27 protein-coding genes are annotated in these 26816 nt (G+C 69.4%); 10 read left to right on the forward strand and 17 right to left on the reverse strand.

Going from position 1 to position 26816, the window contains the following annotated elements; genetic code table 11:
* Nucleotides 1-312: 312 nt before the first annotated feature.
* The 6 genes from GVY41_RS13380 to GVY41_RS13405 all read right to left on the reverse strand — a co-directional run bounded on the left by GVY41_RS13380 (nucleotide 313) and on the right by GVY41_RS13405 (nucleotide 3446).
* On the reverse strand, nucleotides 313-633 hold the full coding sequence (locus GVY41_RS13380; protein ID WP_161347322.1) for an antifreeze protein: 321 nt from the start codon (nucleotides 631-633) through the stop codon (nucleotides 313-315).
* Nucleotides 634-848: 215 nt separating this feature from the next.
* Nucleotides 849-1274, reverse strand: coding sequence for a lysozyme inhibitor LprI family protein (locus tag GVY41_RS13385; protein WP_161347324.1), 426 nt, complete (start codon nucleotides 1272-1274; stop codon nucleotides 849-851).
* 87 nt (nucleotides 1275-1361) lie between these two features.
* Nucleotides 1362-1667 (reverse strand): urease subunit beta, encoded by a 306-nt coding sequence (locus GVY41_RS13390; RefSeq protein WP_161347336.1) that lies wholly within the window; start codon nucleotides 1665-1667, stop codon nucleotides 1362-1364.
* A gap of 9 nt (nucleotides 1668-1676) precedes the next feature.
* The gene (locus GVY41_RS13395) at nucleotides 1677-2237 is read right to left on the reverse strand and encodes a HupE/UreJ family protein (RefSeq protein WP_161347338.1); all 561 of its coding nucleotides are present in this window, start codon (nucleotides 2235-2237) and stop codon (nucleotides 1677-1679) included.
* An 18-nt stretch (nucleotides 2238-2255) separates the two neighbouring features.
* Entirely contained in the window at nucleotides 2256-2558 is a 303-nt protein-coding gene (locus GVY41_RS13400) for an urease subunit gamma (RefSeq protein ID WP_161347340.1), read from the reverse strand.
* Between the two features lie 12 nt (nucleotides 2559-2570).
* On the reverse strand, nucleotides 2571-3446 hold the full coding sequence (locus GVY41_RS13405; protein ID WP_161347342.1) for an urease accessory protein UreD: 876 nt from the start codon (nucleotides 3444-3446) through the stop codon (nucleotides 2571-2573).
* A 210-nt stretch (nucleotides 3447-3656) separates the two neighbouring features.
* Between GVY41_RS13405 and pyrC the strand changes: the two genes are divergently transcribed.
* The 9 genes from pyrC to GVY41_RS13450 all read left to right on the forward strand — a co-directional run bounded on the left by pyrC (nucleotide 3657) and on the right by GVY41_RS13450 (nucleotide 14663).
* Nucleotides 3657-4700: a dihydroorotase gene (gene pyrC / locus GVY41_RS13410; protein ID WP_161347344.1), complete on the forward strand. Its 1044-nt coding sequence runs from the start codon at nucleotides 3657-3659 to the stop codon at nucleotides 4698-4700.
* A 151-nt stretch (nucleotides 4701-4851) separates the two neighbouring features.
* Nucleotides 4852-5529 carry an orotate phosphoribosyltransferase gene (locus tag GVY41_RS13415; protein WP_161347346.1) on the forward strand — a complete coding sequence of 226 codons (678 nt, stop codon included), beginning with the start codon at nucleotides 4852-4854 and terminating at the stop codon, nucleotides 5527-5529.
* 252 nt (nucleotides 5530-5781) lie between these two features.
* Nucleotides 5782-7281 (forward strand): replicative DNA helicase, encoded by a 1500-nt coding sequence (locus GVY41_RS13420; protein ID WP_161347348.1) that lies wholly within the window; start codon nucleotides 5782-5784, stop codon nucleotides 7279-7281.
* Between the two features lie 67 nt (nucleotides 7282-7348).
* A complete protein-coding gene (gene alr / locus GVY41_RS13425) occupies nucleotides 7349-8398 on the forward strand; it encodes an alanine racemase (protein WP_161347350.1) in 1050 nt (349 codons plus the stop codon).
* Nucleotides 8395-9180, forward strand: a complete 786-nt coding sequence (locus GVY41_RS13430) for an MlaE family ABC transporter permease (protein ID WP_161347352.1) — start codon at nucleotides 8395-8397, stop codon at nucleotides 9178-9180. Before alr ends, GVY41_RS13430 begins: the two co-directional genes overlap by 4 nt.
* On the forward strand, nucleotides 9177-9923 hold the full coding sequence (locus GVY41_RS13435; RefSeq protein ID WP_161347354.1) for an ABC transporter ATP-binding protein: 747 nt from the start codon (nucleotides 9177-9179) through the stop codon (nucleotides 9921-9923). Before GVY41_RS13430 ends, GVY41_RS13435 begins: the two co-directional genes overlap by 4 nt.
* Before the next feature lie 131 nt (nucleotides 9924-10054).
* Nucleotides 10055-10816, forward strand: a complete 762-nt coding sequence (locus GVY41_RS13440; protein ID WP_161347356.1) for a DNA repair protein — start codon at nucleotides 10055-10057, stop codon at nucleotides 10814-10816.
* A gap of 6 nt (nucleotides 10817-10822) precedes the next feature.
* Entirely contained in the window at nucleotides 10823-11263 is a 441-nt protein-coding gene (locus GVY41_RS13445; protein ID WP_161347358.1) for a paraquat-inducible protein A, read from the forward strand.
* A gap of 190 nt (nucleotides 11264-11453) precedes the next feature.
* On the forward strand, nucleotides 11454-14663 hold the full coding sequence (locus GVY41_RS13450) for an HlyD family secretion protein (RefSeq protein ID WP_161347360.1): 3210 nt from the start codon (nucleotides 11454-11456) through the stop codon (nucleotides 14661-14663).
* A 108-nt stretch (nucleotides 14664-14771) separates the two neighbouring features.
* On the opposite strand, the gene GVY41_RS13455 is transcribed toward GVY41_RS13450, so the two are convergent.
* The 9 genes from GVY41_RS13455 to GVY41_RS13495 all read right to left on the reverse strand — a co-directional run bounded on the left by GVY41_RS13455 (nucleotide 14772) and on the right by GVY41_RS13495 (nucleotide 23887).
* A complete protein-coding gene (locus GVY41_RS13455) occupies nucleotides 14772-15839 on the reverse strand; it encodes a peptidoglycan-binding domain-containing protein (RefSeq protein ID WP_161347362.1) in 1068 nt (355 codons plus the stop codon).
* A 94-nt stretch (nucleotides 15840-15933) separates the two neighbouring features.
* Entirely contained in the window at nucleotides 15934-16221 is a 288-nt protein-coding gene (locus GVY41_RS13460) for an acyl carrier protein (RefSeq protein WP_161347364.1), read from the reverse strand.
* Between the two features lie 43 nt (nucleotides 16222-16264).
* Nucleotides 16265-17152, reverse strand: coding sequence for a class I SAM-dependent methyltransferase (locus tag GVY41_RS13465; protein ID WP_161347366.1), 888 nt, complete (start codon nucleotides 17150-17152; stop codon nucleotides 16265-16267).
* On the reverse strand, nucleotides 17142-18095 hold the full coding sequence (locus GVY41_RS13470) for an alpha/beta hydrolase family protein (RefSeq protein WP_161347368.1): 954 nt from the start codon (nucleotides 18093-18095) through the stop codon (nucleotides 17142-17144). Before GVY41_RS13470 ends, GVY41_RS13465 begins: the two co-directional genes overlap by 11 nt.
* A gap of 4 nt (nucleotides 18096-18099) precedes the next feature.
* Nucleotides 18100-19626, reverse strand: a complete 1527-nt coding sequence (locus GVY41_RS13475) for a hypothetical protein (protein ID WP_161347370.1) — start codon at nucleotides 19624-19626, stop codon at nucleotides 18100-18102.
* Between the two features lie 4 nt (nucleotides 19627-19630).
* Nucleotides 19631-20365, reverse strand: a complete 735-nt coding sequence (locus tag GVY41_RS13480; RefSeq protein ID WP_161347372.1) for an SDR family oxidoreductase — start codon at nucleotides 20363-20365, stop codon at nucleotides 19631-19633.
* Between the two features lie 28 nt (nucleotides 20366-20393).
* Nucleotides 20394-21152: an SDR family oxidoreductase gene (locus GVY41_RS13485; protein ID WP_161347374.1), complete on the reverse strand. Its 759-nt coding sequence runs from the start codon at nucleotides 21150-21152 to the stop codon at nucleotides 20394-20396.
* Nucleotides 21149-22270 (reverse strand): alpha/beta fold hydrolase, encoded by a 1122-nt coding sequence (locus tag GVY41_RS13490; protein WP_161347376.1) that lies wholly within the window; start codon nucleotides 22268-22270, stop codon nucleotides 21149-21151. The genes GVY41_RS13485 and GVY41_RS13490 overlap by 4 nt, the downstream gene beginning before the upstream one ends.
* Before the next feature lie 39 nt (nucleotides 22271-22309).
* Entirely contained in the window at nucleotides 22310-23887 is a 1578-nt protein-coding gene (locus GVY41_RS13495; RefSeq protein WP_202456107.1) for an alkaline phosphatase family protein, read from the reverse strand.
* A 249-nt stretch (nucleotides 23888-24136) separates the two neighbouring features.
* On the opposite strand from GVY41_RS13495, the gene GVY41_RS13500 reads away from it, so the two are divergent.
* Entirely contained in the window at nucleotides 24137-24499 is a 363-nt protein-coding gene (locus GVY41_RS13500; RefSeq protein WP_161347378.1) for a hypothetical protein, read from the forward strand.
* A 27-nt stretch (nucleotides 24500-24526) separates the two neighbouring features.
* Here GVY41_RS13500 and GVY41_RS13505 read toward each other — a convergent pair whose 3' ends face one another.
* The gene (locus GVY41_RS13505) at nucleotides 24527-25432 is read right to left on the reverse strand and encodes a sulfotransferase (protein WP_161347380.1); all 906 of its coding nucleotides are present in this window, start codon (nucleotides 25430-25432) and stop codon (nucleotides 24527-24529) included.
* 27 nt (nucleotides 25433-25459) lie between these two features.
* A complete protein-coding gene (locus GVY41_RS13510) occupies nucleotides 25460-26461 on the reverse strand; it encodes a CE1 family esterase (protein ID WP_161347382.1) in 1002 nt (333 codons plus the stop codon).
* Nucleotides 26462-26816 lie beyond the last annotated feature (355 nt).

Raw genomic sequence — 26816 nt, forward strand, 5'->3', positions numbered from 1 at the left:
CGAAGCGACGGCGGCGGCGCGAAAGGCGACAGCGCGGGGCGCGATCCCGGAACCGCCACCCCGGATCGCGGCGGCGGGTTTCCGATAGCGGTCAGGCCGCCTCCGCGTCGCGTCCGCCCCAAAGCCCGCTCGTCAGCGAAGACGGCGGTGCCGGTGGCGCTGATGTCGCCGCCACCGGCACCATTGCGCGAAGATGCTGCGGCGCAGCGGCAAGATCGTCCCCAGGGCACCCAAGGATCCGGTGGCGATGGCGACCGGTCGGCGCAGCCTGCCGCGCCTGCCCTCGTCGAACGGCGCCGGGCCCGCGCAGGATCAGCCGCAGATCAGGCGCGGGCCGAGCTTGCCAAGGCGGCGGGCATTGGCGGCGGTCTTGACGCCGATGGGCTTCATCCCCGCGCGCATCACGCCTGCGGGTGCCGCGCCGGCCATGAAGGCGGAGCTGGCGGCCATGAAGGCGTCGAGCATGACCGTCGGCTTCTCCTCGATCATCCGGGTCATTTCCTGCGGCTTGGTGGCCCAGAGGCCCATCATCCCGGCCATGCGGAAGGCGATGACGGTCTGCGCCTCGAGAGCGATCCGCCAGAAGTCCATGCCCACGTAGAGGGGCGCGAGAGAGGTGTGACGTTGTGCCATGGGGCGCTCCTGTTGCTGCACCTGCACAAGCGCCGGCGGGGCCGCAGGTTCCGTGCATGGCGGGTATGCTGTGGAGGCGGGGCCGGATGCGGGCGCTCGTCTCAGGCTGCGCAAGCCGCAGGGCAAGGCGCGAAGACAGAGGCTTTCCCACAAGTTCTGCACAGCGCCATAGGCATCTTTGCGCGGCTTTTCCGGACAGGAAGGCGTCCCCGACCTTACATCGGCGCGGCCAGCGCCTGCAGCGCCTCGGTGCGGGCCTCGGTCAGCCGCGCCCGGCAGCCATAGATCACCATCGGCTCGGCCGATCCGCCGCGCAACTGGTAGCCCTCGGCGGTGCAGGCGAGGTCGCGGTAGCTGACCCAGGCGCGCTGCGCCGCGCGCAGGGCGTCGGCGGCGCCTTTCAGGTCTGCGGGCTGGTTCTCGTCGAGGGCGCGCATCCGGGCCATCGCGGGCGCCCAGGCGGCGTTGAGGTCGGCATCGGCGGCGATCCAGTCCTGCTCGGCGCAGAAGGTCATTTCCATCTGGGTCATCGGGTTGGCGCAATCGATGTCGGGCGCGTCCTGTGCGCTGGCGCCAGGCGGGGCGAGGCAGAGCGCGGCGGCGATGAGGCGCGGGGCGAGTCGGGAGGTTTGGGGGGTCATGGCGGGGCTCCTTCCGGCGGTTCGGGCGCAAGATGCCCGCGCCACCGCCGCGGCGCCAGCGCAAAGCGGCCGGCCAGCCATGCCCGGCTAAAGCTCGCCCATCACCTGCTGGTTGAAGCCGAACACCCGCCGCGCGCCGCGATACGGCACCAGATGCACCTCGCGGGTCTGGCCCGGCTCGAAGCGCACCGCGGTGCCGGCGGCGATGTCGAGGCGCTGGCCGCGGGCCGCATCCCGGTCGAAGGACAGGCCCGGATTGGTCTCGGCAAAGTGGTAATGGCTGCCGACCTGGATCGGCCGGTCGCCGGTATTGGCGACCAGAAGTGTGGTGACAGGCTGGCCGGCATTCAGCTCGATCTCGCCCGCCGCGGGGAAAACCTCTCCGGGGATCATCGCGCGCCCCTAACCCGCGACGGCAAGGGCAAGCCCTGCCCCCGCCGCGCCAAGGCCCAGCATCCGCACCGCGATTGCCAGCCGCGCGAGGCCGAAGCCAAGCGCAAGCCCGGCCCCGTGCAGCACGGCGGTGGCGAGCGCAAAGCCCGCCGCATAGGCCGCCATGCCGCTGGCCGGACCCTCGGCGCCATGGGCATGGCCATGCGCCACACCGAACAGCGCAATCGCTGCCAGCGCCGGGGCCAGCGGCAGCCGCGCCGCCAGCGCCACCGCAGCCCCCAGCACGACGATGGAGGCCAGGATCATCGGCTCCACCGCCGGAAAGCCGATCCCGGCCATGCCCATCGCCCCGCCCGCCAGCATCGCGCCGACAAAGGCCACGGGCGCAGCCCACACAGCCCGCCCGCCTGCCTGCGCGGCCCAGAGGCCCACCGCCACCATCGCCAGCACATGGTCGAGCCCGCCGATGGGGTGCATCATGCCGGAGGCGAGGCTGCCGGTGTCATGCCCGGTATGGGCCAGCGCCGCGGTCGGCACAGTCAAGGCAGCGGTCAGGAGCAGTCTTTTCATCGGTCCCTCGGTTCTTCGTCAGCGGATCGGGTGGTGGACGGTCACCAGCTTGGTGCCATCGGGAAAGGTCGCCTCGACCTGAACGTCGGGGATCATCTCGGGGATGCCTTCCATGCATTGACCCGCCGTGATCACATGCGCGCCCGCCTGCATGAGGTCGGCAACGCTGCGGCCATCCCGCGCCCCCTCGACCACGAAATCGGTGATCAGCGCGATGGCTTCGGGATGGTTCAGCTTCACCCCCCGCGCCAGCCGCCCGCGCGCCACCATGGCGGCGAGGCTGATCAGCAGCTTGTCTTTCTCCCGCGGCGTCAGGTTCATGCCCGTCCTTCCTCAGATCTGCCAGACTCGCGGCAGGCTGGCTCCGCCGCGCAGGATATGCAAGGCCCGTGCGACGGCGCGTTTCATCGGCAGGCCATCGGCGGCGCGCATGCGCACCAGGCAGCGCCCGTCCCAGCCCGACACAGCAGCCTCGGCATCCTCCAGCCCCGCCAGCGCGCTGCGCAGCGGGCCGGCGGCATCCTCGGCGCCATTCGCCACCAGCGCCAGCATCGCCACCGCCCGCGCGCCCGCCAGCAGCGCCGGGCGCGGACCGGTGCCGGGGAGCGACAGGCTCGCCCCGGTCAGCGCGAAGGGATCGACCAGCACCGGCACCGCGCCGCGCCAGACCTCGCGCCGGTCCGACAGCGCCAGCTCTGCCACCGCCTCGCCCATCGCCGCGCGCCCCAGCACCAGCATTTCCGCCATCAGCACCGAGGCGCCGGGGGCAAGGTCGGCGCGGGTGCGGCGCGACAGGGCGGCGCCGTTGTAAAGGATGGTCTCCTGCGGCAGCCAGTCGGCATGGGCGCCGGGCCCCAGCGTGAGGCGCACCTGCATGGAGGCGCGCCCCCCGCCCGGCCCGCCTGCGGTATAGGCGCGTTCCGCCGTCTGCGTGGTGGCAACGGCGCGGGCCCCGGGGCCGAGGTCGAGCGCGTAGCGCAGCGTGTCACCCCCGGTCAGCCCGCCGGCGGTGTTGAGGAACACCACCTCGGGATCGGGCCCGTGGATCCGCGGCAGCATCGCCTTGGCCGAGCCCGATTGCCACAGATCCGCCAGATGCGTGCGCCCGGCCTTGGCGATCATCTCGACCGAGGCCTCGCCGCTGGCCCGCTGCATCGCCCCAGGAAGGGCGGCGGACGGGATCGGGATTGAGGCTGGATGGTGGAACATGGGGTCGAGGGTAGGTCCGGGGGGGCTTCCGCACCATCCGCCGGGTTGCAAGGTTCCGGAGGGACCGCGACCTGCGGCACGGCACTGCCCGCGCATCAGGCGCCTTCGCCCAAAATTCAGGCAACGCGGAAATCCCGGCCAGCCGCCGCCGCACTGGAAACGCCGCGCAGACCTGTGTAGGACAGCGCGAAACCAGCAGCCGAGGGCACCATGACAACCACTCTCACCCTGCGCCGCCCCGATGACTGGCACCTGCATCTGCGCGATGGCGAGATGATGGCGGCGGTGCTGCCCGAAACCGCCCGCCACTTCGCCCGTGCCATCATCATGCCGAACCTGGTGCCGCCGGTGGTGACCGCCGCCGATGCGCGGGCCTACCGCGAGCGGATTCTGCAGGCCCTGCCCGAGGGGATGGCGTTCGAGCCGCTGATGACGCTCTACCTCACCGAAGATACCGACCCCGCCGATGCGCGGGCGGCCGCGGCAAGCGGCCTCGTGAAGGCCGTGAAGCTCTACCCCGCCGGCGCCACCACCAACAGCCATGGCGGCGTGCGTGACTTCGCCAAGGTCCGCGCCGTGCTGGAGATGATGGCCGAGATCGGCCTGCCGCTGTGCATCCACGGCGAGGTGACCACGCCCGAGGTGGATATCTTCGACCGCGAGGCGGTGTTCATCGACACGGTGCTCGATCCGCTGCGCCGCGCGACGCCGGGCCTGCGGGTGGTCATGGAGCATATCACCACCCGCCAGGGCGTGGACTACGCCCGCTCCGGCGGCGCGGATCTGGCCGCCACGATCACCACCCATCACCTGATCCTCAACCGCAACCACATCCTCGTCGGCGGCATCAAACCCCACTACTACTGCCTACCCGTCGCCAAGCGCGAGGAGCACCGGCTGGCGCTGCGCGCGGCCGCGACCTCTGGCGAGGCGCGCTTCTTCCTCGGCACCGATTCCGCGCCGCACCCCGACCGGCTGAAGGAACATGCCTGCGGCTGCGCCGGCTGCTTCACCGCGACCAATACCATGAGCCTGCTGGCCCATGTGTTCGAGGAAGAGGCCGCGCTGGACCGGCTGGAGGCCTTCGCCAGCCGGAACGGCCCCGGCTTCTACCGCCTGCCGGTGAACGAAGCCCGCATCACGCTGACCAAGGGCGCGGCCCCCGCAGAGTTCCCCGCCAAGATCACCGTGGGCGCGGAAGCGGTCACCGTCTTCGACCCCGGCTTCCCGGTCCACTGGACCGTCACCGACTGATGTTTCTTGCTGGCGGAAATATCCCACGGGGGTCCGGGGGTGTGAAACCCCCGGCGCCTGGCCACTGGCGGGCGGCCGGGGCGCTGCCCCGGACCCCGGGATATTTCCGCCAGCAAGAAGCCGCAACCGTATCAACAAAAGGACCCCTGAGATGATCCCCAGCAGCTACCCCCCGAAGGATGAGATTGCCCGGCTGACCGCGCGGATGCTGCTGGAGATCAAGGCTGTGCATTTCAACGCCGAGACACCGTTCACGCTGGCGAGCGGATTGCCCTCGCCGACCTATATCGATTGCCGCAAGCTGATCAGCTATCCGCGCATCCGCGCGACGCTGATGGATTTCCTGTCGGTGACGGTGCTGCGCGAGGCGGGGTTCGAGGCCTTCGACAATATCGCCGGCGGCGAGACGGCCGGAATCCCTTTCGCCGCGATGGTGGCCGAGCGGCTGGCGCTGCCGATGACCTATGTGCGCAAGAAGCCCAAGGGCTATGGCCGCAATGCCCGCATCGAGGGGGTGATGACCGAAGGCCAGCGGGTGCTGCTGGTCGAGGATCTGACCACCGATGGCGGCTCCAAGCTGTCCTTCGTCGATGCGATCCGCGAGACCGGGGCGAGTTGCGGGTATACCGCGGTGATCTTCTACTATGGCATCTTCCCGGACACCGAGGCGAAGCTGGGCGCGCATGGCGTGAAGCTGCTGCACCTTTGCACCTGGTGGGACGTGCTGGCCGAGGCGCGGGCGCAGGGCGCCTTTGACGAGGCGACCCTGACGGAAGTCGAGAGCTTCCTGAAGGCGCCGCGCGAGTGGCAGGAGGCCCGCAAGGTCTGATCCGGCGGGTTCTTGCTGGCGGGCGCGGCGGCGGGGCACGAAGCTGTGGGCGGATTGTGGATAACACTGCCCGTGGGGCGGCACGCGAATCCGCAGCGCGGTAGAACCTGTTCGAGATATCGCAAGATGTGGTAGGCTGCGGCGAGGCCGCGGCCCATCCACAGGGTTGTGCGCCAGTTATCCCCAGACCTATTCCCCTACCCGGCGGCGGCGCAGGCGGGTAGAGAGGGGCCTTACCAAATGAGGCAGCCCATGAACGAACTCCGCGCCTTCCGCGATTCCGGCACCGAACCCGATGCCGCCGCCACCGATGTGCTGCCGCACAATATCGAGGCCGAGCAGCAATTGCTGGGCGCGATCCTGACCAACAATGACATCTATGACCGCATCGCCAGTGTCGTGCGCTCGGACCATTTCTTCGAGCCGGTGCACAAGCGGATCTTCGAGATTGCCTCGGCGCGGATCCACAAGAACGCACTGGCCTCTCCGGTCACGCTGAAGGGGTTTCTCGAGGATGACGAGGGGCTGAAAGAACTGGGCGGGCCGGCCTACCTCGCGCGGCTGGCGGGCGCGGCGATCTCGGCCTTCGCGGCGCGCGATTATGCCCAGATGATCTATGACCTTGCGGTGCGGCGCGAGTTGATCGGGCTCGGGCGCGAGATCTCGGCCAAGGCGGCCAAGGTCGAGGTCAGCAGCGAGCCGAAGGACCAGATCGTCGAGGCCGAACAGCGGCTGTATCAGCTGTCGGAACAAGGCACCGCCGAGCGCGGCTTCGTGTCGTTCCTGAAGGCGGTAACGGAGGCGGTGAACGTCGCCAATGCCGCCTATCAGCGCGAGGGCGGGCTGGCCGGGGTTTCGACCGCGCTGGTCGATCTCGACAAGAAGCTGGGCGGCCTGCACAAGTCGGACCTGCTGATCCTGGCGGGGCGCCCCTCGATGGGCAAGACCTCGCTGGCGACCAACATCGCCTTCAACATCGCCAAGGCCTACAAGCGCGGGCGCCTGCATGACGGCACCGAGGGCGCGGTGCAGGGCGGGGTCGTCGGGTTCTTCAGCCTCGAGATGTCCTCGGAACAGCTGGCGGCGCGGATCCTGTCCGAAGCCTCGGAGGTTCCGAGCGAGCAGATCCGCCGCGGCGACATGACGGAAGCCGAGTTCCGTCGGTTCGTGGAGGCGGCGAAGGCGCTGGAGGCCTGCCCCCTCTTCATCGACGACACCCCTGCCCTGCCGATCAGCCAGGTCGCCGCCCGGGCGCGGCGGCTGAAGCGCACCCACGGGCTCGACGTGCTGATCGTGGACTACCTGCAGCTGCTGCGCGCCGGGTCCGGCAAGGAGAACCGGGTGCAGGAAGTGTCGGAGATCACCCAGGGGCTGAAGGCGATTGCGAAAGAGCTGCACATCCCGGTGATCGCGCTCAGCCAGCTGTCGCGCCAGGTGGAAAGCCGCGAGGACAAGCGCCCGCAATTGAGCGACCTGCGCGAATCCGGTTCCATCGAGCAGGATGCCGATGTGGTGATGTTCGTGTACCGCGACGAATATTACAAGGAACGCGAGAAGCCGGGCGAGGACAACCTCGAGGCCATGGCCAAGTGGCAGGAGACCATGCAGCGCGTGCATGGCAAGGCCGAAGTCATCATCGGCAAGCAGCGGCACGGCCCCATCGGCACGGTGGAACTGAGCTTCGAGGGCCGCTTCACCCGCTTTGGCAACCTGGTGCGGGAGTGGCAGGAGGGCGCGGACGCGCGGTTCTAGGCGGCGGGCTGTCGCCGCCCCCGCGCTTTGTGCTTGACCTTGCGCGCTGCGCTGCCGAAAACCCGGCATGGCCAGCGCAACCCTAGAGATCGACCTTGATGCCGTGATCGCCAACTGGCGCGCGCTGGACCGCATGAGCGGGCCGGGCGTGGACACCGGCGCCGTGGTCAAGGCCGATGCCTACGGGCTTGGCGCGGGGCCGGTGGCGCTTGCCCTTGCCCGGGCGGGGGCGCGGCGGTTCTTCGTGGCGCAGGCCGAGGAAGGCGCGGCCCTGCGCAAGACGCTGGGGCCGGGGCCGGAAATCTCGGTCTTCTCGGGCCATATGGCCGGCGATGCGGCGATGATGGCGCAGGCGGAACTGACGCCGATGCTGAACTCTGTCGAGCAGCTGACCCGGCATTTCGAGGCGCTGCCGGGGCATTCCTTCGGCGTGCAACTCGATACCGGCATGAACCGACTTGGGATGGAATCGGCGGAATGGGAAGCGGTGGCGGGCATCGTGCTGGCCGCGGGGCCCTCGCTGCTGATGTCGCATCTGGCCTGCTCGGATGACCCGTCCGACCCGATGAACCCCGAGCAGCTGCATGAATTCATCCGCCTGACCGAGGATACCGGCGTGCCGCGGTCCCTGTCGGCGACGGGCGGCATCTTGCTGGGCCCCGATTACCATTTCGAGGTGACGCGCCCCGGAATTGGCCTCCATGGTTGCGCGCCCTATCAGGCCGGGCAGCAGGCGGTCCGGCTGTCGCTGCCGGTGGTGCAATGGCGCGACGTGGCGGCGGGCGAGCGGGTGGGCTATGCCAATGGCTTTGTCGCCGATCAGCCGACGCGCATCGCCACGGTGGCCGCGGGCTATGCCGACGGGCTGCCGCGCACCCTGTCGGGCCGCGCGACGCTGTGGGACGGCGATACCCCCTGCCCGCTGGTCGGCCGGGTGTCGATGGACCTGATCACCGTCGATGTCAGCCATCTGCCCGAAGTGCCCGAGGCGCTCGACATCCTCGGCCCGATGCAGGGCGCTGACGATCTGGCGGCGGTGGGCGGCACCATCGGCTATGAGATCCTCACCGGCCTCGGCGCCCGCTATGCCCGCCGCTATTACGGGGGTCAGCCATGAATGCCGTGACCCGCCCGCTGGCGCATCTGGGCCATGCCGTGCTGTCCGGCCTCGCCTCGCTCGGCCGCGTCTCGCGCTTTGCCGGCGCGACGCTGCAGCATCTGGTCCGCCCGCCCTTCTACTGGCGCGAGTTCCTGCATGCCTGCCTGCAGATCGGCTGGCTGAGCCTGCCGGTCGTCGGCATGACCGCGCTGTTCACCGGCGGCGCCCTGGCGCTGCAGATCTATGCGGGGGGCTCGCGCTTCAATGCGGAATCGGTGGTGCCGCAGATCGTGGCGCTTGGGATCACGCGGGAACTGGGGCCGGTACTTGGGGCGCTGATGGTGGCGGCGCGCGTCGCAAGCTCCATCGCTGCCGAGATCGGTACGATGAAGGTGACGGAACAGATCGACGCGCTGACCACGCTTTCCACCCATCCGATGAAATACCTGACGGTGCCGCGGGTGCTGGCGGCGACGCTGTCGATGCCGCTGCTGGTGGCGGTCGGGGATGCGCTTGGCATCTTTGGCGGCTATTTGGTCGGCATCAACCGGCTGGGCTTTTCCAGCAGCACCTACCTGACCAACACCACCGATTTCCTGGAATTCTGGGATGTCGGATCGGGGCTGGTGAAGGGCGCGGTGTTCGGCTTCATCGTGGCGCTGATGGGCTGCTATTTCGGCATGAACTCGGGCCGCGGCGCGCAAGGTGTCGGCGGGGCGACCAAGAAGGCGGTCGTCTCCGCCTCGGTGCTGATCCTCGCCTCCAACTACATCCTCACCGAACTGTTCTTCGCCGCATGATCCGCATCACCGACCTGCACAAGAGCTTTGGCGCCAACGCGGTTCTGCGCGGGGTGGACCTGCATGTCCCGAAGGGCGAGAGCATGGTCATCATCGGCGGGTCCGGCACCGGCAAGTCAGTGCTGCTGAAATGCGTGCTGGGGCTGGTGAAACCGGATACCGGCAGCATCGAGGTGGATGGGCAGGACGTGACGAAGGTCAAGCGCGACGCCTTCCTTGCGCGCTTCGGAATGCTGTTTCAGGGCGGGGCGCTGTTCGACAGCCTCAGCGTCTGGCAAAACGTCGCCTTCCGCCTGCTGCGCGGCCCCGGCAAGCTGCCGAAAGCGCAGGCGCGCGAAATCGCCATCGAGAAGCTGCGCCGCGTCGGCCTGCGCCCCGAGGTCGCGGGCCAGTTCCCGGCAGAGCTGTCGGGCGGCATGCAAAAGCGTGTCGGCCTTGCGCGCGCCATCGCGGCAGAACCCGAGATCATCTTCTTCGACGAACCCACCACCGGGCTCGACCCGATCATGGCGGGGGTGATCAACGAGCTTATCCGCGAGATCGTGGTCGAAATGGGCGCGACGGCGATGACCATCACCCATGACATGTCCTCGGTCCGGGCCATTGCCGACAAGGTCGCGATGCTGCATGGCGGCAAGATCCGCTGGACGGGGCCGGTGGGCGAAATGGATGCGACATCAGACCCTTACGTGCAACAGTTCATCCACGGCCGCGCGCATGGGCCGATCGAAGCGGTGCGCTGACGTTTCGATATTGGAAACAGTCCCGATGCCCGCCCCAGGATTGTTTCCGCCTCGCCGCGACCCAGAACAACCGCCTTGCTTTTCACCCTGACGCTGCGACACTTGGCGCCGAACACGCTGGGGGGCGCGGGATGGGTGAGTATGGTGGTGCGGGGCTGTTCCCGCAGGTGCAACGGATTGCGCATCGCCTGGGGCTGGCGCTGGTGGCCGCGCTGGCGCTGATAGCGGTGGGCTCGGCCTTGCTGGCGCTGGCGGGTGTGCTGCCTTGGATCGGGCTGGAGGCCAGCTGGAATGGCGCGCCCTTGCCCGATGCGGGGATGTGGGTACAGACCCTGCTGGCCGTGCTCGCCCTCGCGCTGCTGTTCTACCTGCCCGCCCATGGCCGCGTGGCGCGGCTGGAGCGCAGCCATCGCAGCTTTCGCATCGACCTTGCCGATGTCGCCCGCGCCTATCACGCCGCCCATGCCGCCGACCGTGCCGGCACCTTCGCCCTGTCGGCCGAATACGACGCGATGCGCGAGAGGATCGAGCATCTGCGCCGCCATCCCGATCTGGGGCATCTGGAGCCGGAGCTGCTGGACCTTGCCGCGCAGATGAGCCATGCCAGCCGCGATCTGGCGCGGGTCTATTCCGACGAGAAGGTCGCCCGCGCCAAGACGTTCCTGCAGCAGCGCCAGCAGGAGACCGAGGCGTTCCGCGAGCGTATGGCCGCCGCCCGCCAGACCTGCGACGCGCTGAAGACCTGGCTGCAGGACGTGGAGGCGGATGAACGTCACGCGGCCGAACAATTCCGGCGGCTGGAGGCGGATCTGCGGGAAATCCTGCCCGCGCTCGGCTATGATGTCGAAGACACGCGCGAGGCCAATGTGCTGCCGCTGCGCCCGCAGAAATAGGCCCCGATGCCCCGCATTACCCCGATTGTCGCCGTCAACCTCGCGCTGTTGGTGCTGTTCCCGCTGTCCTGGGCGGCGCCCCTGCTGCGCGCCGGACTGCTGCCGTTCTTCGACCTGCCGGCAATCTCGGTGCTGACCGGGCTGGGGGCGATCTGGGAGAAGGATGCGGCCTTGGCGGTGCTGGTCGCCTTCCTCGCGCTGGTCGCGCCCTATGCCAAGACCGTGTTGCTGGCGCTGATCCACTTCGGCCGGCTCTCCCCCCGGCTCCTGCCGCTGCTGCAGATCCTCGGCAAGCTGGCGATGGCCGATGTGTTCCTGATTGCGCTCTACATCGTGCTGGCCAAGGGCGTCGGCATGGGGCGGGTGGAAACGGCCTGGGGCCTCTATCTGTTCACCGGCTGCATCCTTGCCTCGCTGGCGGTGTCGCTGGCCAGCAAGCGGCGCTGACGCGGCGGCATTTGCATCTTGCCCGGTGACGGATTTGAACGTAATTTCAGGGATATATTGTTGCACGCATTTCCGGCCCTGCGGGTCCGAAACCCCTGATTGACCGCGGACATTGCCGCGACGGGTCGGATACGACAGACCGGGCAGCCCGTGCGAGCCTCGCGCAGCCCGCGCGCCGTTGGAGCCCGTGATGCCCGAAGCCAATGACCCCTTCGACCAGATGGCCGCCCGTCAGGCAGAGGTGCAGCCGAAGCTGCGCGCCGATCTGACGGTGGTGTATGAGAACCAGGGCGGCGGGGCGGCGAAGATCCGGCTGGTGGACCCCGGCAGCGGCAAGCAGTTCAGCTTCAGCGCAGAGGAACATGCGCTGACCGGCGCCGCCACGGGGCGCGCCTCGCTGCGCGAGATCCATGCGGCCCATGCCAGGCGCTTCCCCGAGGGCATGGGCGCGCGCGAGGTGGTGGAGTTCTTCCGGCGGCTGCAGATCCTTGGCCTGCTTGTGCCCGAGGCCGAGGCACCCCCCCCCGCCCCGGCTCCTGGCGCGCGGCGCCGCGGGATGATGGGACGGACCGGCAAGCCCGCGACCACGCCGGGGCCCGAGACGGGCACCGATGCCCGAGGCGAGCAGGCGCAAGATGCCTTCATTCTGGGCGAGGCTCCCATGAGCAGCCCCGCCGAGCGCAAGGCCAAGGGCGCCGAGAAGGCCGCCGCCCGCCGTGCCGCCGCCTCGGAAGTGCGCAGCCGCCGCACGGCGCCCCCGGCGGCAGAGCCCTCGCCTGAACCGGTGGCAGAGGCCGCGCCGGTGCCCACCCTCGCCGACCCGGGGACAACCGCGCCAGAGACAGTGCAGGACGCCGCGCCCGCACCCGGCATCGCGGCGCCGGCCCCCGCCCCGGCGGCTGGCGCTCCCGGCGCCCTTGCCCGCGGCTTTGCCCGGCGCCGCGCGGCGCAGGCCCGCGGCGCGGCAGAGGCGTCGCCGGAGGCGCCAAAGGCGGACGAACCAGTGACCGCCGATCCCGCAGCACCTGAAACGGCGGTGCCGCGGCTCGCTGCCCCCGGCTCGACGGCGCTGGTGCCGGTCAGTCCCGCGCCGCCCCCCGCCCCCGTCCCCAGTTCTGACCGTGGCGACCCCTTCGATGATGAGGATTTCGGCCTTGGCGATGGCTTCTACGGCGCCGGCGGCGGCCTCGGCGGCGGGCGCCTTGGCGGCCGTGCGGGCGGACTTGGCGGCGCAATGGGCGCCGGCGGCATGGCGGGCGGCTTTGGCGGCGGCGGGTTTGGCGGTGGCTTTGGCGGTGGTCTTGCCGGCGGCATGGCGGGCGCAGGCGGTATGGGCGGCGGGGGGGAGCGGCTGCTGGCTGCGCTGGCCGCCCGCCAGCAGCAGATGGCGGGCGGCGCGGCCCCCGCTGCCGCGCGTGGCCCCCAAGGCGCAGCCAGCCTGACGCTGTTCAATCCGACCCAGCTTCTCAAGCTGCTGTATATCCTGGGATATCCCTTCCAGATCCTGCACCCGCTGGTGATCCCGGTGGTGCTGATGGCCGGGCTGACCATGCTGCAGAACTGGCCGGCACTGGCGCTGGATCTGAAGGTGATCCTGTCCAGCTACGCGACGCTGACCATGGTGCTGATCGGGCTCTTCACCGTCAACCTCGCCTCCCGGCTTGCGCAAGGCGTGGCCATCGTCGGGCATGGCGGCAAGGTCCCGGGCCTCGGGCTGATGCTGGTCTTCGGCTTCCTGCCGCGGTTCTTCGTCGATCTGTCCGGCGTCCCCGCGCTCGACCGGCGCGGCCAGCTTTGGGCGCATGGCGCGCCGCTGCTGGCGCGGCTGTGGATGTTCGCGGGCGGCGTGCTGATCTGGGCGATCACCCGCGACAGCGGCAGCTGGCTGGCGCAGATGGCTCTGATCGTCGGGCAGTTCGGGTTGGGGATGTTTCTCGTCACCGCACTGCCGCTGGTGCCGGCCGACGGGATGCGCTGGATTTCCACCTATCTGAACGAGCCGAAGCTGGTGCCCAAGGCCTGGGCGGCACTGCGCCATGTGGCGACCGGCCGGCCGCTGCCGCCGATGATCGCGCGGTCGGACCTCTGGCCGCTGGCGCTGTTCGGGATCGGCACGGTGCTGACCTCGGTCGCCGCGGCGCTTGGGATCGCAATTCTCGGCGCGCTGACGCTGGAGACGGAACTGGGCGGGCTGGGGGTGATCGTGTTCCTCGGCCTCGTCGCCTCGTTCCTGCTGTGGCTGGTGGCGATGCGCGCCAGCATCGGGCGCCGCGCCGCCCAGATGCGCGGCGGCGCGGACCAGTCGGAGCTTGCGCGCCTGCTGATGGCCGGGCGCAGCCCCAAGGCGCAGGCCGCGACCCAGGCGGAACCTGCGCTGTCGGGCAGCGCCAAGGTGGTGTGGTCTGTGATCGGCATCGCGTTGCTGAGCGTCGCCTTCCTGCCCTACAACTACGAGGCGGGCGGCCTTGTGCAGATCCTGCCGGTGGCGCGCGGCCAGGCCGCGGCGCGCACCGAGGGCGAGATCATCGAGATCTATGTGGCCGAGGGTACTACCGTCACCCGCGGGCAGGTGGTGGCGCAGATGTCCAGCTGGAACCAGGCCAGCGACGTGGCGGTGACCGAGGCCATGCTGGCCGGCGCGGTGGCCAGCCTTGCGCGGCTGGAAGCCGGCGCCAAGCCCGAAGAGATCGACGTGGCGCGCAGCATGGTCGAAAGTGCCGAGGCCAGCCTGTTCTTCTCGCGCACCGAGGCGGAACGGGCGCGTGAACTGGTCGGCACCGGCGCCGTCAGCCAGGCGCAGTTCGAAAAGGCGCAGGCGGCCTATGATGCCGATCTGGCCGGGCTCGAGGTGGCGCGGGCGCAGCTGGTGCTGGTGGAAAGCGGCGCCACGACCGAGGAGATCGCCATCGCCCGCGCCGATGTGGACCGCCTGACGCTGGAGCTGCAATTCCGCCGCGACGAGTTGGAGCGCACGCGCATCACCGCGCCGATGGACGGGCGGGTGGTGACGCCGGATCTTGAACTGCGCAACGGCAGCTTCCTGCGCGTGGGCGAAACGCTGCTGGAGATCGAGAATGCCGATGTGGTGCGCGCCGCCATTGCCGTGCCCGAATCCGACATCGCCCTGATCGAGCCGGGACGCGAGGTGCGGCTGAAGGCCTGGGGCGCCAGCGACGACGAGATCCCGGGGGTGGTGGAAAGCATCGCCCAGGCCGCCGAGCAGGAGGGCTATGGCAGCACCGTGCGTGTCGACGCCGCCTTCCCCAACCCGGACGGGATGCTGCGGTCGGGCATGACCGGCTATGCCAAGATCGAGGGCGCCGAGATGCGCACCTGGGAGGCCTACCTGCGCCGGATCGTGCGGTTCTTCCAGATCGAGGTGTGGTCGTGGATCCCGTGAAGGACAGGCTCGGATCACGATAGGGAATCGGCCAAGGGTGCCGCATTGCGAGCCCGCGGGCGGCAGCGCAGCTGATGTGCCGGCGCGTCCGTCACGGGCCGCGCACGCTCAATCGCGGAAGCGATTCTCGTAGCTTTGATAGAAGACGCTCGGCGGCACCCCGAAGGCCTGGCCAAAGGCCTGATCCCAGGTCAACCCCTCGCCGAGGCTTTCGTAGAACTGGCCGAACGGCAGATATCCGTGCTCGATCACCAGGTCCGATGCCCCGATCGCCCCTGCACGGTAGACGGTGGTCTGATCCCGGGCGAGCGCAGGCCGGTCCTCGAGCCCCGACAGCTCCGGGAGGGCCGCCCCTTCGAACCGGCTTTCCATGATGTCGCGATACTCGGCTTCGGTCGCGTCGGTGGCGACCGTGTTGGCGAAGACCTGCGCGAGACCCTCCTGAAGCCAGACCGGCCCCTCGTCCCGCAAGGCTTCACTGGTCGACGCGCCCGGTTCCACGGTGCCGCTCACCTGATACTGGATGAGATGGAGGATTTCATGCGCAAGGAAGAACTCCAGCCAGTCGTATTCGATCCCCGATGCAAGCCGCGCCTCCGGATTGACGCAAACCCAGACGATGCCCGGAGCTGCTCCGCCGCTGACATTGCGGAAGGATGCGCAATCCTCCTGCAAGTCCTGATCGAGATTGAGAATGCGATAGTCGATCTGCTCGGAGATCATCCTGCGCAGGCTTTGGGCCGAAGTTCCGACAATCACCTTGTCCGTGCCCGCCAGTTCCAGACCGAGGCGTGAGGCGGCCTCGGCGTGGATCTTGGGGGACCGCGATTTGATGATGGCAAGCACCGCGGGCGAAATCCCGGGTTCCGCAACAACGTCCAGCGTTGCGGTGCGCGATGGCCAGAACGCCTTCAGCTCTGGCCGCGCAAGGCCGATCTGTCGGCAGATGGCGACTGCGGTACCTTTCGTGAAGGCCTTTCCGGTCGGAAACCCGGTCTCGGCCGAGAACGCGGCCAGTGCAACGCGGGTGCGGCTGCCGATCTGCCCGTCTGCCACCCCCGCGTCGAACCCGGATGCATTGAGTTGGTCCTGCACGCAGCGCACCCCCGCGGCCGGCGTGGCCAGGGCGGAGCCTGCGAGCAGGACATAGGCAATCGTGGCACGGAGGAGGGACATGGGTCAGGTCCTTGATGTTCCTGATATCTGAACCACGTTTCGCGCCCCCGGTCGAGAGCGGGACAGGGTGATCTGCGGAACCCGCCCCTCCCCCTCACCCCGCGACGAGTTCGGCCTTCAGGAACTCCACCACCTGCGTCACCGAGACGTCGTCGACATAGGCGCCGTCTTCGATGAACAGTTTTTCAAACGGCAGGCCCTTCTTGCCAAGCGCCTGTTCCAGCGCCACGGCGAATTGCACCACGTCGATGGATTCGAACGCCAGATCGCCGATCAGTGTGGTGGTGGCGGTGATGCCGCCTTCCAGATCCATGTCCCAGTCGCGCACCGTGTCTTCCAGCACGGTGATCACGGTCGTCTGCAGTGCCAGTGTATCGGTCATTGTCCTGTCCCTTCGTGGTTGTTCGGTTTTGGGTGGCGCCAAGTCAGCGGCGCACGGCGGTGATTTCCAGCCAGTTGCGCGGCACTTCGGTGATGCCGAGGTTCTCAAACGCGCGCACCGCGCCCTCCTGCAGGCATTCGCTGGCGATATCGACGGGGTAGCCGCTCATCAGCACCTCGGCGAGCCCGCCATAGGCGCCGACCAGTTGCAGCCCCTTTTGCGAGATCGGCACCGGGCGGTGGCCGGCGCTGAGCGTGTCGATCCCGGCCTCGGCCAGCGCGGCGCTCCAGCCCTCGGCGGACAGCCAGTCCTTCTGGAAGGCGCGGCCATGGGTGCCACGCTTGCGTGGGATGCCGGGCTCGCCGCGGGCGGCGCGTTCGGCGTTCATGCGGTTGAGGACCAGCACCGCCTCTTTCATCCATTCCGAGAACACCGCCTCGGATCCCGGCACGAAGGTGCCGACATAGAACACGCTGTTGAACACGAAGCGCCCGCCGGGGCGCAGCACCCGCGCCACCTCACGCAAAAACGCCGCACGGTCGGGCATCAGGTGGATCGAATTGCCCTGCACGATCAGGTCGATCTCGCCGTCGTCAAAGGGCAGCTCCATCGCGCTGGCGGCGCGCAGATGCACGGCGCCGGTGCCAGCCGCCCGCAGGGCGTCTAGGCTGTCGACCACGCGCACGCCCTGACCTTCGAAGGTGCGGGTGGCGATGCCGATCTGCACCGGGTCGAGGTCGATGGCGCAGACGGTCAGCCCCGGCGCGCGGCGGATCAGCAGCTGCGACAGCAGGCCGGTGCCGCAGGCCAGATCGGCAACGCGGGCCACGCCCTCCAGCGCGATGCCGTCGATCAGCGCCTCGTTCGCGGCAATGTAGCCCGGGTCCTGCGAATAGGGCTCGTAGGTGGTATCGACCAGTTCAAATGACATCTTGGGAAACTCCTTCCAGGCCGGCACTCCCCGGCCGGTCCTTTTGCGAAAACCAGATCAAGAATCGTGCCGCCATCTGTTCGAGGCTGCCCGCCAGCCCGGCCCCGGGGGCGCGGGAGGGCCAGCCATGGCCGCTGCCCTGCAAGATCACGCGCCACAGGTCCGCGCCGCCTGCGCCGCCGGTCCAGGCATGGATCTCGGCGCGCTGGCCCGAGATGCGGGCCTGCCGGTGGCGCGGCGGCCCGGCGCAGCAGTTGCGGGCGCGCCAGAAGGCCACCGTCTCCTCGGCCCCCAGCACCCGGCCGCGCTGGCCAAGCCCGACACCGCCGCGCGGGGCGACATGGCCACCAGCCGCGGGCAGCAGCGGATCCTCGGTCCATTGCACCAGCATCAACGGCACCGGCGGGCCAACAGGTGCGCGCAGCGCCAGATCGGCGGGCATGGCGACGGACACGGCGACCACGGCGGCAGGGGGCACCCCTAGCTCGCAGGCAAGGCGCAGCGCGAACATGCCGCCATTGGAGGCACCCGCAAGGCAAAGCGGCGCGGGCGCCCCTTCGGCCAGTGCCTGCACCAGCGCCAGATCGGCTTGCCAGCCGGGTTCGATCCCCGGGCGGCCATCGGCCCAATGCCCCTCGGCCTGCGGATAGACCACGCTGCCGGCATGCCCCTGCAGCGCCTCGTGCAGGCGGGCGCGGGCGGCAAAGCGACGGGCATCGCCGCCGCCGCCGTGGAAGGCCAGCACCCGCAGGCCCGCCGCACCGATACCGGGCGCGACATGCGCCAGCCGCAGCCCCTGCGGCGTGGGCACCGACAGAGGGCGCAGCACCTGCGGCAGCAGCGGGACTGGTCCGGGCGCCGCGCGCTCCTCGACCGGTTCCGCAGCGGGTCGCGCGGCGGCCATGCGGAACGGCGACGGTGCGCGGGGCGTCGGCCGGGTCATCGCGTCATCCCTCGGTCACGGCGCTGCGGCCCAGCCAGACCTCGAGCCCGCCATCGGGATTGCCCTCATAGGTCCAGCCGCCCTGCCCGTCCCGCACCGCGACGCGCGGGCCGAACACGTTGGCGGTGCCCATGAACAGCCCTGCGGGGGTGGAGACGAGGTTGCGGATCCCCCAGTTATAGGCGTTGCCAAAGCCCTTGCGGCAGACCGGCAGCCAGTTCTCGCCATCGGCGCTGCGCCACAGGTCGGCCCCGCCCTCGGCTGCGATGATCTTCTCGGCCCCCAGCAGCGCCAGCAGCTTGCGCACCCGTTCGGGCGCCGCATCGAAGCGCGCCCATCTCAGCGTCACCGACCAGTCATAGGTGCCGACATAAAGCCAGCCATCGTGCGCGGTCATCGACCACATGTAGCCGTTGAAGAAATGCCCAAAGCCCGCCTTCAGCCCGCTCAGCGGTTCGCGCCCGTCATCGTCGAGATCGCCGACGATCACGTCCCAGCTGTCATCGGCATTGACGCGCAGCACCTCGGCCGCGGCGGGGCCGATCTTGTTCACCCGATCATTGCCGCCGCCCTGAATGCCGGTGCCGACATAGAGCGCGCCCTTGAACTCTGTCATCGAGGCGACGGCCTGGTTCAGCGGCCCGCGCCCGGCGCCCTTGTCGATGACCTTGCGCCAGGTGTAGGGCGGCGGCGTGTCGCCATCGGTCACCCAGACCTGCAACCCCTCAAGGTTCAGCGTCCCCGCATAAAGCCGGTCATTCGCTACCGCGAGGCTGAAGATGCCAAGGTTGCCCGGCTCGCCAAAGCCGGACTCGTTGGCGGCAATCCAGGTTCCCGCGGCCGGATCGTCACTGGCAAAGACGAAGGGCAGCCCGGCGGTGTTCTGCTGGCCGCCATCGGTGCCGCGCCGCGCGGTGGGGGCGAAGTGCAGGCGGCCGCGGAACGAGGTGAGCGAGCGGGTTGTGGAGATCGCGGGCTCGATGATGCCATACTCCGTCACCGGCTCGAAGCTGCGGCCATCGACGCTGCGCAGGATCAGCCCACCCGGCGCGCGGCCCGGCGCCCAGGTGGCGATGTAGAGCGCGGGTTCGGCATCTTGGGGCCCCTGATACAGCTCCATCGACCGATAGCCGATCTCGCGCGGGACCGGGTTGCCATTGGCATCGGGCACCATCGGCGCGCGGAACACCATCTCCCAGCCGGTCGCCGGATCCCAGCACCAGATCTGCGCCTGGAAATCCAGTTGATAGAGCTGGTCGCGGGTGTCCGGGCAATCGACCGGCCAGACCTCCAGCGGGACCTCGGTGAAGGCGGACTGAAACTTCAGCATGCACATGTTGGACCGGGTGGTGCCGAGGTAGAGCTTGCCCCCGAACCACGCCATCGAATGGGCGTAGTTGTTGTGGCCATCCCCCAGCCCGGCGCGGCCGAGGCAGTCGAAATCGGCGCGCGACAGGCCGCGTCTGGGTGCGGGGCCAGGATCGGGCTGCACCGGGTCGGCAAAGATCAGCTCGGGGCTCTGCTCGGTCATCGGATCATCCCCGCCGCCCGCGCTGCGGCACCGGCGCGATGACAGCGTTCAGCAGGAAGGTGTCGCGCGGCAGGCCCAGCAGATAGAGGATGAAGGCCGCCACCCGGTCCGGTGCCAGCATCGCCCGCGGCTTCAGCGCCACGGTGCCCGACTGGCCCCAAAGCCCGGTATCCACGGCATCGGGCAGCAGCGTCTGCACGCGCACCCCGTCGCGCTGCACCTCTTCGGCCAGCGATTCCGACAGGCCGATGATCCCGAATTTCGACGCGGAATAGGGGCCGTCAAAGGCGCGCCCCTGCCGGCCGGAGGTCGAGGAGATGTTGATGATGTCGCCCTGCCGCTGCGCCAGCATCGCCGGCAGCACCGCGCGGTTGGCCAGGAAAGTGCCGGTCAGGTTCACGTTGATGATCGTGCGCCATTCCTCGTAGGAGGTGTCCGCCAGCGGCCGCGGCTGCCCGCCGGTGCGCAGGATGCCGGCGGCGGTGATCAACCCGTCGATGCGGCCATGAGCGGCCAGCGTTTCCGCGGCCATCCGCGCCATCTCGGGTTCGGAGGTCACGTCGGAGGGGAAGGCCGTCGCCGCCGCGCCAAGCTCTGCCGCCAGCGTGTCCAATGCAAGGCCCTCGCGGTCCACCAGCACGGAATGGGCCCCGGCGCCGGCCAGCGCGCGGGCCGTCGCGGCGCCGATGCCGCCGGCAGCGCCGGTGATGAGGATGATGCGGCCCGAGAGGTCTTGCACTGTCGTCTCCTTGTTAAGCTCTTCGCCGTCAGGCTTTTCTGCGCACCCGCCCGCGCTGCGGCACCGGCAGCAGATGCGGGTCGGCGACCACCATGCCGCGGCCAAGCTCGATCAGCCCCAGCAGGGCGGCAGCGAAATTTGCCTCGCTGATCCGCCCGCCAAAGGGGCCGTCCAGCAGGGTTCCGGCGATCAGCGGGGTTTCCACCGGGCCGGGGAAGATGGTGCGGACGCGGACGCCTTCGGGCGCCAGCTCCTCCGCCAGCGCGCGTCCATACTCCGCCAGCGCGAACTTGGTGGCGCTGTAGGCCGGGGCGAGCGGGGTGCCACGCAGCCCGTGCGGCGTGGTCGAGGAGCCGATGTTGACGATATCGCCATCGCCCTGCGCGCGCATCAGCGGCAGCACGGCGGCATTGGCGAGGAACACCCCATGCAGGTTCACATCGACCATGCGCTGCCAATCGGCCAGCGGCAGATCGCGCGTCGCGGGCGGCAGGCCGGCGCCGGCAGCGCGTCCCACGGCGGCGGAGGCCACCATCAGGTCGGCGCGGCCAAGCGCCTCCACCTCGGCGCGCAGGCGGGCCATGTCGGCCTCATTCGCGACATCGAGGCTCAGCGTGCGATGCGCCCCCGGCCCTGCCTCGGCCAGCGCCTCCGCGAGCGTCTCCAGCCGCGCGGGATCGCGGCCCACCGCCAGCACCAGATCGCCGCGCCGCGCCAGCGCCAGCGCGAGGCCCCGGCCGATGCCGCTGCTGGCGCCTGTCACCACGCTGACGCGCAAGCCGGTCATTGCGGGTGCATCCGTGCGGCGCGGGCGGCCTGCACCCGCTCGCGGAACCGTCCGCGGGCGGGGGTGCCCGCGGTTTCGACGCCGGCCACGAACATCCGCAGCGCCCGGGCAAACAGGCGCGGCTTGACGATCGGGAAGAAATGCCCGGCATTGGGCACCATGATCCGCCGCGCATCGGGGATCACCTCCAAGAGGCGCTCAGAGCTTGGCACGCAATGCGACAGCGCGCCGTAGATCAGCAGCACCGGCATCTTCAGCCCCGGCAGACGGTCCGCGGGCACGTCGGCCTCGTCCTGCAACTCGGTGGCGGCGGTCGTGGTCTCCAGCAGCGTCTGCCATTTCTGGCTGCCGCGCGCGCCCATCTGGCGCGAGCGCAGGTCGATGCGGCGGGGGGCATCGGCCCCGCGCTCGGCCGCCCGTTCTGCCGCCAGCGCCGCCAGCCGCGGCATCCGGGCGGCCAGCGCGCCAGAGGGGCGGCCAAGCGCAGCGGCCAGACGGCCGCCGCCGGGCAGCAGCGACAGTTCCGGCGGGTCCTCGGGGCCCTCCTCATTCACCGCGCTGATCGCTGCCCGCGCCCCGGCCAGCGCCGCGCCGCCGCGGGGGCCAAGATCCGCGAGCAGGCGAAAGTCGATCTCGGCATCCTCGGGCGGGAAGCTGGTCACGCCCTGCCCCGCCAATTCCGCCTTCCAGCGCGGCCAATGCGGCCAGTCGGCCAGCCGCATCGGCCGTTGCAGGGCGCGCAGCTGGGTGTCGGCGACGGTCAGGCTGGCCACCCGCTCCGGATGCGCGATGGCAAAGGCCAGCGCCACCCGCGCGCCGTGGCTGTGGCCGACGACATGGGCCCGGTCGATCTGCAGATGGTCCAGCAGGGCGGCGAAGTCATCGGCGAGGTCGTGAAGCTGATAGTGCGAGGGCGGCATGGACGATGCGCCATGGCCGCGCAGGTCATGCAGCAGGATCGGCATGTCGGCCGCCAGATGCCGCACCGCGCCCAGATACCAGAAGGCAAGGTTCGCCCCCAGCCCGTGGATCATCGCAACCGGCGCCTGACCGGGCCGCAGGTCGGCCCCGACCAGCTGGTAATTCATGCGCAGATCCTGACGGGTCAAGGACGGCATCGCGGTGGTTCCTGCCTTTCCCTGGCTGCGCCTGCAGCGTCAGTCCATGTAGCCAAGCTTCTGCATCTGGCGCAGAAGGATCTCGCGGTCCTCGTCCGACACCTCTTCGCGGCCCTCATCCGCCGCGACGGTGGCGGTCGCAGCCCCAGTGGTGGCGGTGATCCCGGTTTCCAGCGCCTCCACCGGCACCCGGCCTTCCAGATCGCGCGGCACCGGCAGGCCCAGAAGCGTCAGCATCAGCGGGGTGATGTCCAGAAGGTTCAGCGGCTCCAGCTGCTCGCCGCGTTTGAAGGCGGGGCCGTGGCCGATGAAGATGCCTTCGGGGCGGTGGGTGCCGTCGGCCAGAACGCGGTCCTTGACCACGGTATCCGAGGGCAGGATCGACACGAAACCGCCATCGCGCAGGCTGAGCGTGATGTCGGGGCACGGCTCCACAAAGCTGCGCCCGCGCAGCTTGTTGGGCGAGGCGCCGACCACGACCTGCTTGCCCGAGGCGTCGCGCAGCTCCATCAGCTCGGCCTGCATGTTCTGCACGAAGGCGAGGTAGTCATCGGGTTTGATGCCCTGGCCATTGCCAAGGTCGGGCTTGATGTAGATCGCGTTGGACGAGGGCGTCGGGCAGAAGGCCACGGTCTTGCGCCAGTCGATCATGCCCAGATGGTCGCGGATCTTCTCGGCGGTCAGCTGGCCCTTGGCGTCATCCTCGGCGCGGCCGGTCCAGGTGAGATAGCCTTTTTCGGCGAGCCACTGGTTGATGTAGAGGATCTCGGTCGTCGGGCCGAAGCCGTGATCCGACACCAGGATCACGTTGGTGTCCGGCCCGGCGGTTTCGACCATGCGTCGGATATTGTCATCCATCTGCCGGTAGAAATCGGTCGCCAGCTGGGTGATGCGGTCGGTCCACTCCCCCGGCTCGCCCGAATGGCACTCGGCATCAAGATAGCGCCAGAACAGGTGCTGGATCTTGTCGGGCCCGTCCAGCACCACCGCGGTCAGCTCGGTGCGGTCTTCGGTCATCAGCCGGCAGGTCACGTCGGTCCAGGCGCGGTCGCGGACGTTCTGCAGCTCGATCCATTCCTCATGCTCGCCGGCATGCAGCCCCTGCACGCATTTCTTTTCCTCGCCGATATCCATGCCAAGATCACGGTAATCGAAATCGGTGGAGGCCTTGAGGCTGTCGAACAGCGATTGCGGGTGGATGCCGTGGCGCAGGTGCTTCCAGGGCACGAAGCCCGAGACCACATAGCCGTCGATCTGCGGGGGCGGCGCGTAGCCGTAGAAGTTCAGCGCGGTGCCGCGCATCTTGTGGCGGTTGACCATGGCGAACACCGTCTCGCAATGGTTGTCGCGGCGGTCATTGACCTTCAGGTAGACGCTGCCATCCCCCAGATAGGCGGGGCGCAGGAAGTCGTAGATGCCATGCACCTCGGGGCTGCGCCCGGTGGTCATCGAGGTCCAGGCCGGCGGGGTCAGCGGGTTGCGGGTGGACATCAACTGGGCAGCAGTTCCGCCGCGGATCAGGCTGGTGAGGAAGGGCAGCACGCCTTGCTGCGACAACGGACGGAGCAGCGAGAAGGTCGCGCCATCCAGCCCGATCATCAAAACCCGATTCGTCACAACAACCCCCCATAAATCCAGACGGTGCAGGTCGCGGCCCCCGAAATCGGATACGGGCACGCTCCCTCAAAGCGCATATTCAATAAGATCAGGGCCTAACAGACTCTTCCCAGCCCTGCAACGCCGCCGTGCAGCGTAAAGCGAAAAGCCAGGGCGGGTGGCGCTGCCGCAGCACCCGCCGCGCCAGCAACTCTTGTCAGGGTTGTCGCCGCACTCTAGACCAAGGGCACCACGATCACGGAGAGCGCCATGAACCGATCCCTCGCCGCAAAGCCGGGCACAGACGCAGCACCCGGCGCGCAAGAGGACCGGGGCGCAGCGCAGCAGACACCAGAGACCCCGTCGCGCGACGCGGCCTCGGCCAAGATCGTGGCGGACGCGATGCGCGACCAGACGCTGCGGCAGGACCGCCTGCGCCATGTGCAGGAATTCCTGACCAGCCCGATGTTCATCGACATGCGCGAGCAGCAGGTCACCGTGTCGGACAGCCCGGCCGAGCTTGCCGAACGCAGGCGCGATCTGGACTACCGGATCGAGGTGCTTGAATCGGTGCTGGCGCTGCTGATCGAAGAGCGGGACATGCTGGACCGGGTGGTTTCGGCGCAGGGCTGAAGCCCCGCGCCGCAAGAGACGCCCGCCTTAGCGATATCCCATGGCCTTGGCCTGGTCGCGCAGCGCCGGGCGCAGACCCACCCCGTCCGGGCGCCAGGGCAGCGCCCCGGTCAGCGACAGCGCAGCCTCGGCCGGTATCGCGGCCCGCAGCGCGGCAAGGTCCAGCACATCGCCCGCCAGATGTGCGCCGAACGGCCCCGGCCCGGCAAAGGCCGAGTCCTCGGGCCGCAGCATCCGCGACACTGCCGCCGGATCGGTCGCCAGATGCAGCGCATCGGCGAGGACCACAAGCGCCCGCGCCGGATCGGCCGCGAGATCCTCGACGCGCAGCGCATGAAAGCGCGAGGACGGCACCGCGGCGCGGACCATCGCCACCCCGTCCTCGGCCATACCCCAAAGCTCCTGCGCATCGGTCATCGGCGGCGAGACGCTGTCATCGACCGCCCCCAGCAGCAGGGCCGCGGCGCCGCCGAACCGGCCCATCACCGCGCCGCCCTGCGCGACGGGGTGCATCTGCAGATGCACGAAGTCGGCCCGCGGAAACGCCGCCAGAAGCCGCTCCGCCGCGCCCGGATCGAACAGCGCCGAAGTGACGGGCATCACCACCCGCCGCGGCGCGATCATCGCCACCAGCCGCTGCGCCACCGCCGCCGTCGGCAGGTGCATGTGCCGCGTCAGCCAGCGCCGCGCCATCTCGACCCCGGCCATGCTCTGCTCGCCCGCCAGCAGATGCGACAGAGACCGCAGCAGCCCGTGCATCTGGCCCTGCCGCATCCCCGTCATCTCGCGCAACAGGCTGTCGACGCTGGCCGACAGTTCCAGATTGCATTCGGGCAGGTCATAGGCACCCGGATTGCGTCCCAAGGCCGCCGCCAACGTCTGTCCCGGCACCCCCGGCGCGGCCAGCACGAAGACCGGCGGGGGAAGTGTCACATCCTGCATTCCGTCACGTCCAATCGGTCACAGCCCGTAGCGGCCGAAGAAGCGCACCAACTCGCTGGTGGCACTGATATCCTGACTGACCGCCCCCGCAAGACGCGAGCTGCGGCCCGACGAGCCGGGCCAGGTATGGCCGCCGCCCTCCACCGTGTAGAAGGTCAGCTCGGCACCACCGCGGCAGGACCGGAACTGCTCGACCGTGACCTCGGTGCCATCGTTCGCACGGTCGGGCACCGCCACCTCGCCGGTGCTGCTGGAACAGCCGCCCTTGTCCGCCCAGAAATCCTTGGTCTGCGCATAGGACAGCACCTGGCCCCCGGCCCCGCGCCCCGCGATCGTGGTGATCTTGCCGCCGTCGAAGGGCATCAACCGGTCATCGGTGCCGTTGAAGAACATCATCGGCACCGGCCGCGAGGGCGAACAGTTGCCGCGCAGATCGGCGGGCATGTTCGCCACCACCACGCCAAAGGCACGGAAGCTGCCCGCCGCATCGCAGGCCAGCCGCTGCGTCATCAACCCACCATTCGAGATGCCCGAGGCGAAGGCGCGCGAGCGGTCCACCCCGAAGCGGCCCGAGGCATCGTCGATCACCGCCTGCAGAAAGCCGACATCGTCCACGCCGGTCCGCGTAGTGGCGCGCCCGTCATTCCACTGGCTGCCATCGGCATTGGGGAACAGCGCGACAAAGCCCACCTGATCGGCAGCACTGGTCATGCCGCTGGTGGCGGCAACGCCGTCGCCGCTGCCCATGCCGCCATGCAGCACCATCACCGCCGACAGGCCGCTGCGGCCCTGCGCACTGCCCGGCACATAGGCGTAGTAGGAGCGCTGCCGGCCCTGGTGCGAAAGCTCCACGAGCTGCATCCCCGCCACGCGCGAGGCTTGGGCGGGGGCGGCTGCTTCGGCGCGGGCGGCGCGGCGCTCCTTGATGGCATCGCGGATGGGGCGGTCCTGCGCGGCGGCGCAGCCAAGGGTCGCGGCGATGGCAAGGGTGGTGGTTGCAGCAAAGAAAATTCGACGCATCAGAAAAGCTCCTCATCGGGTTTTCAAACAGCATTCGGTTCAATGGTCCGCCACGGCGCGGGGCCGCAGCATCGTTACGGCATTGCCGCAGAAGTCTGGCGCGACAATACCGCCAAGTTCCGTAGCGGCAACGCCGCGTCGCGGCGCGGGTTCCGCGCGCCCGCAAATAAATCCCTGCGTCCTGCGACATAGGATATGGCGCACCCGCAGAACCCGCAAGCAAGCATCGCGTCCGCACTGCCGGATTTGCGCGCCCACATTGCCTTGGCCCGCCTGCAAGGCTATAGCGAAGGGCGGCAATTTCGGCCGGGGCGGATTCGAAACCGCCAGGCTGCGCCGCGGCTTTGCGCCATTG

It is taken from the genome of Frigidibacter albus (assembly GCF_009908165.1).
In the GTDB taxonomy this organism is placed as follows: domain Bacteria; phylum Pseudomonadota; class Alphaproteobacteria; order Rhodobacterales; family Rhodobacteraceae; genus Frigidibacter; species Frigidibacter albus.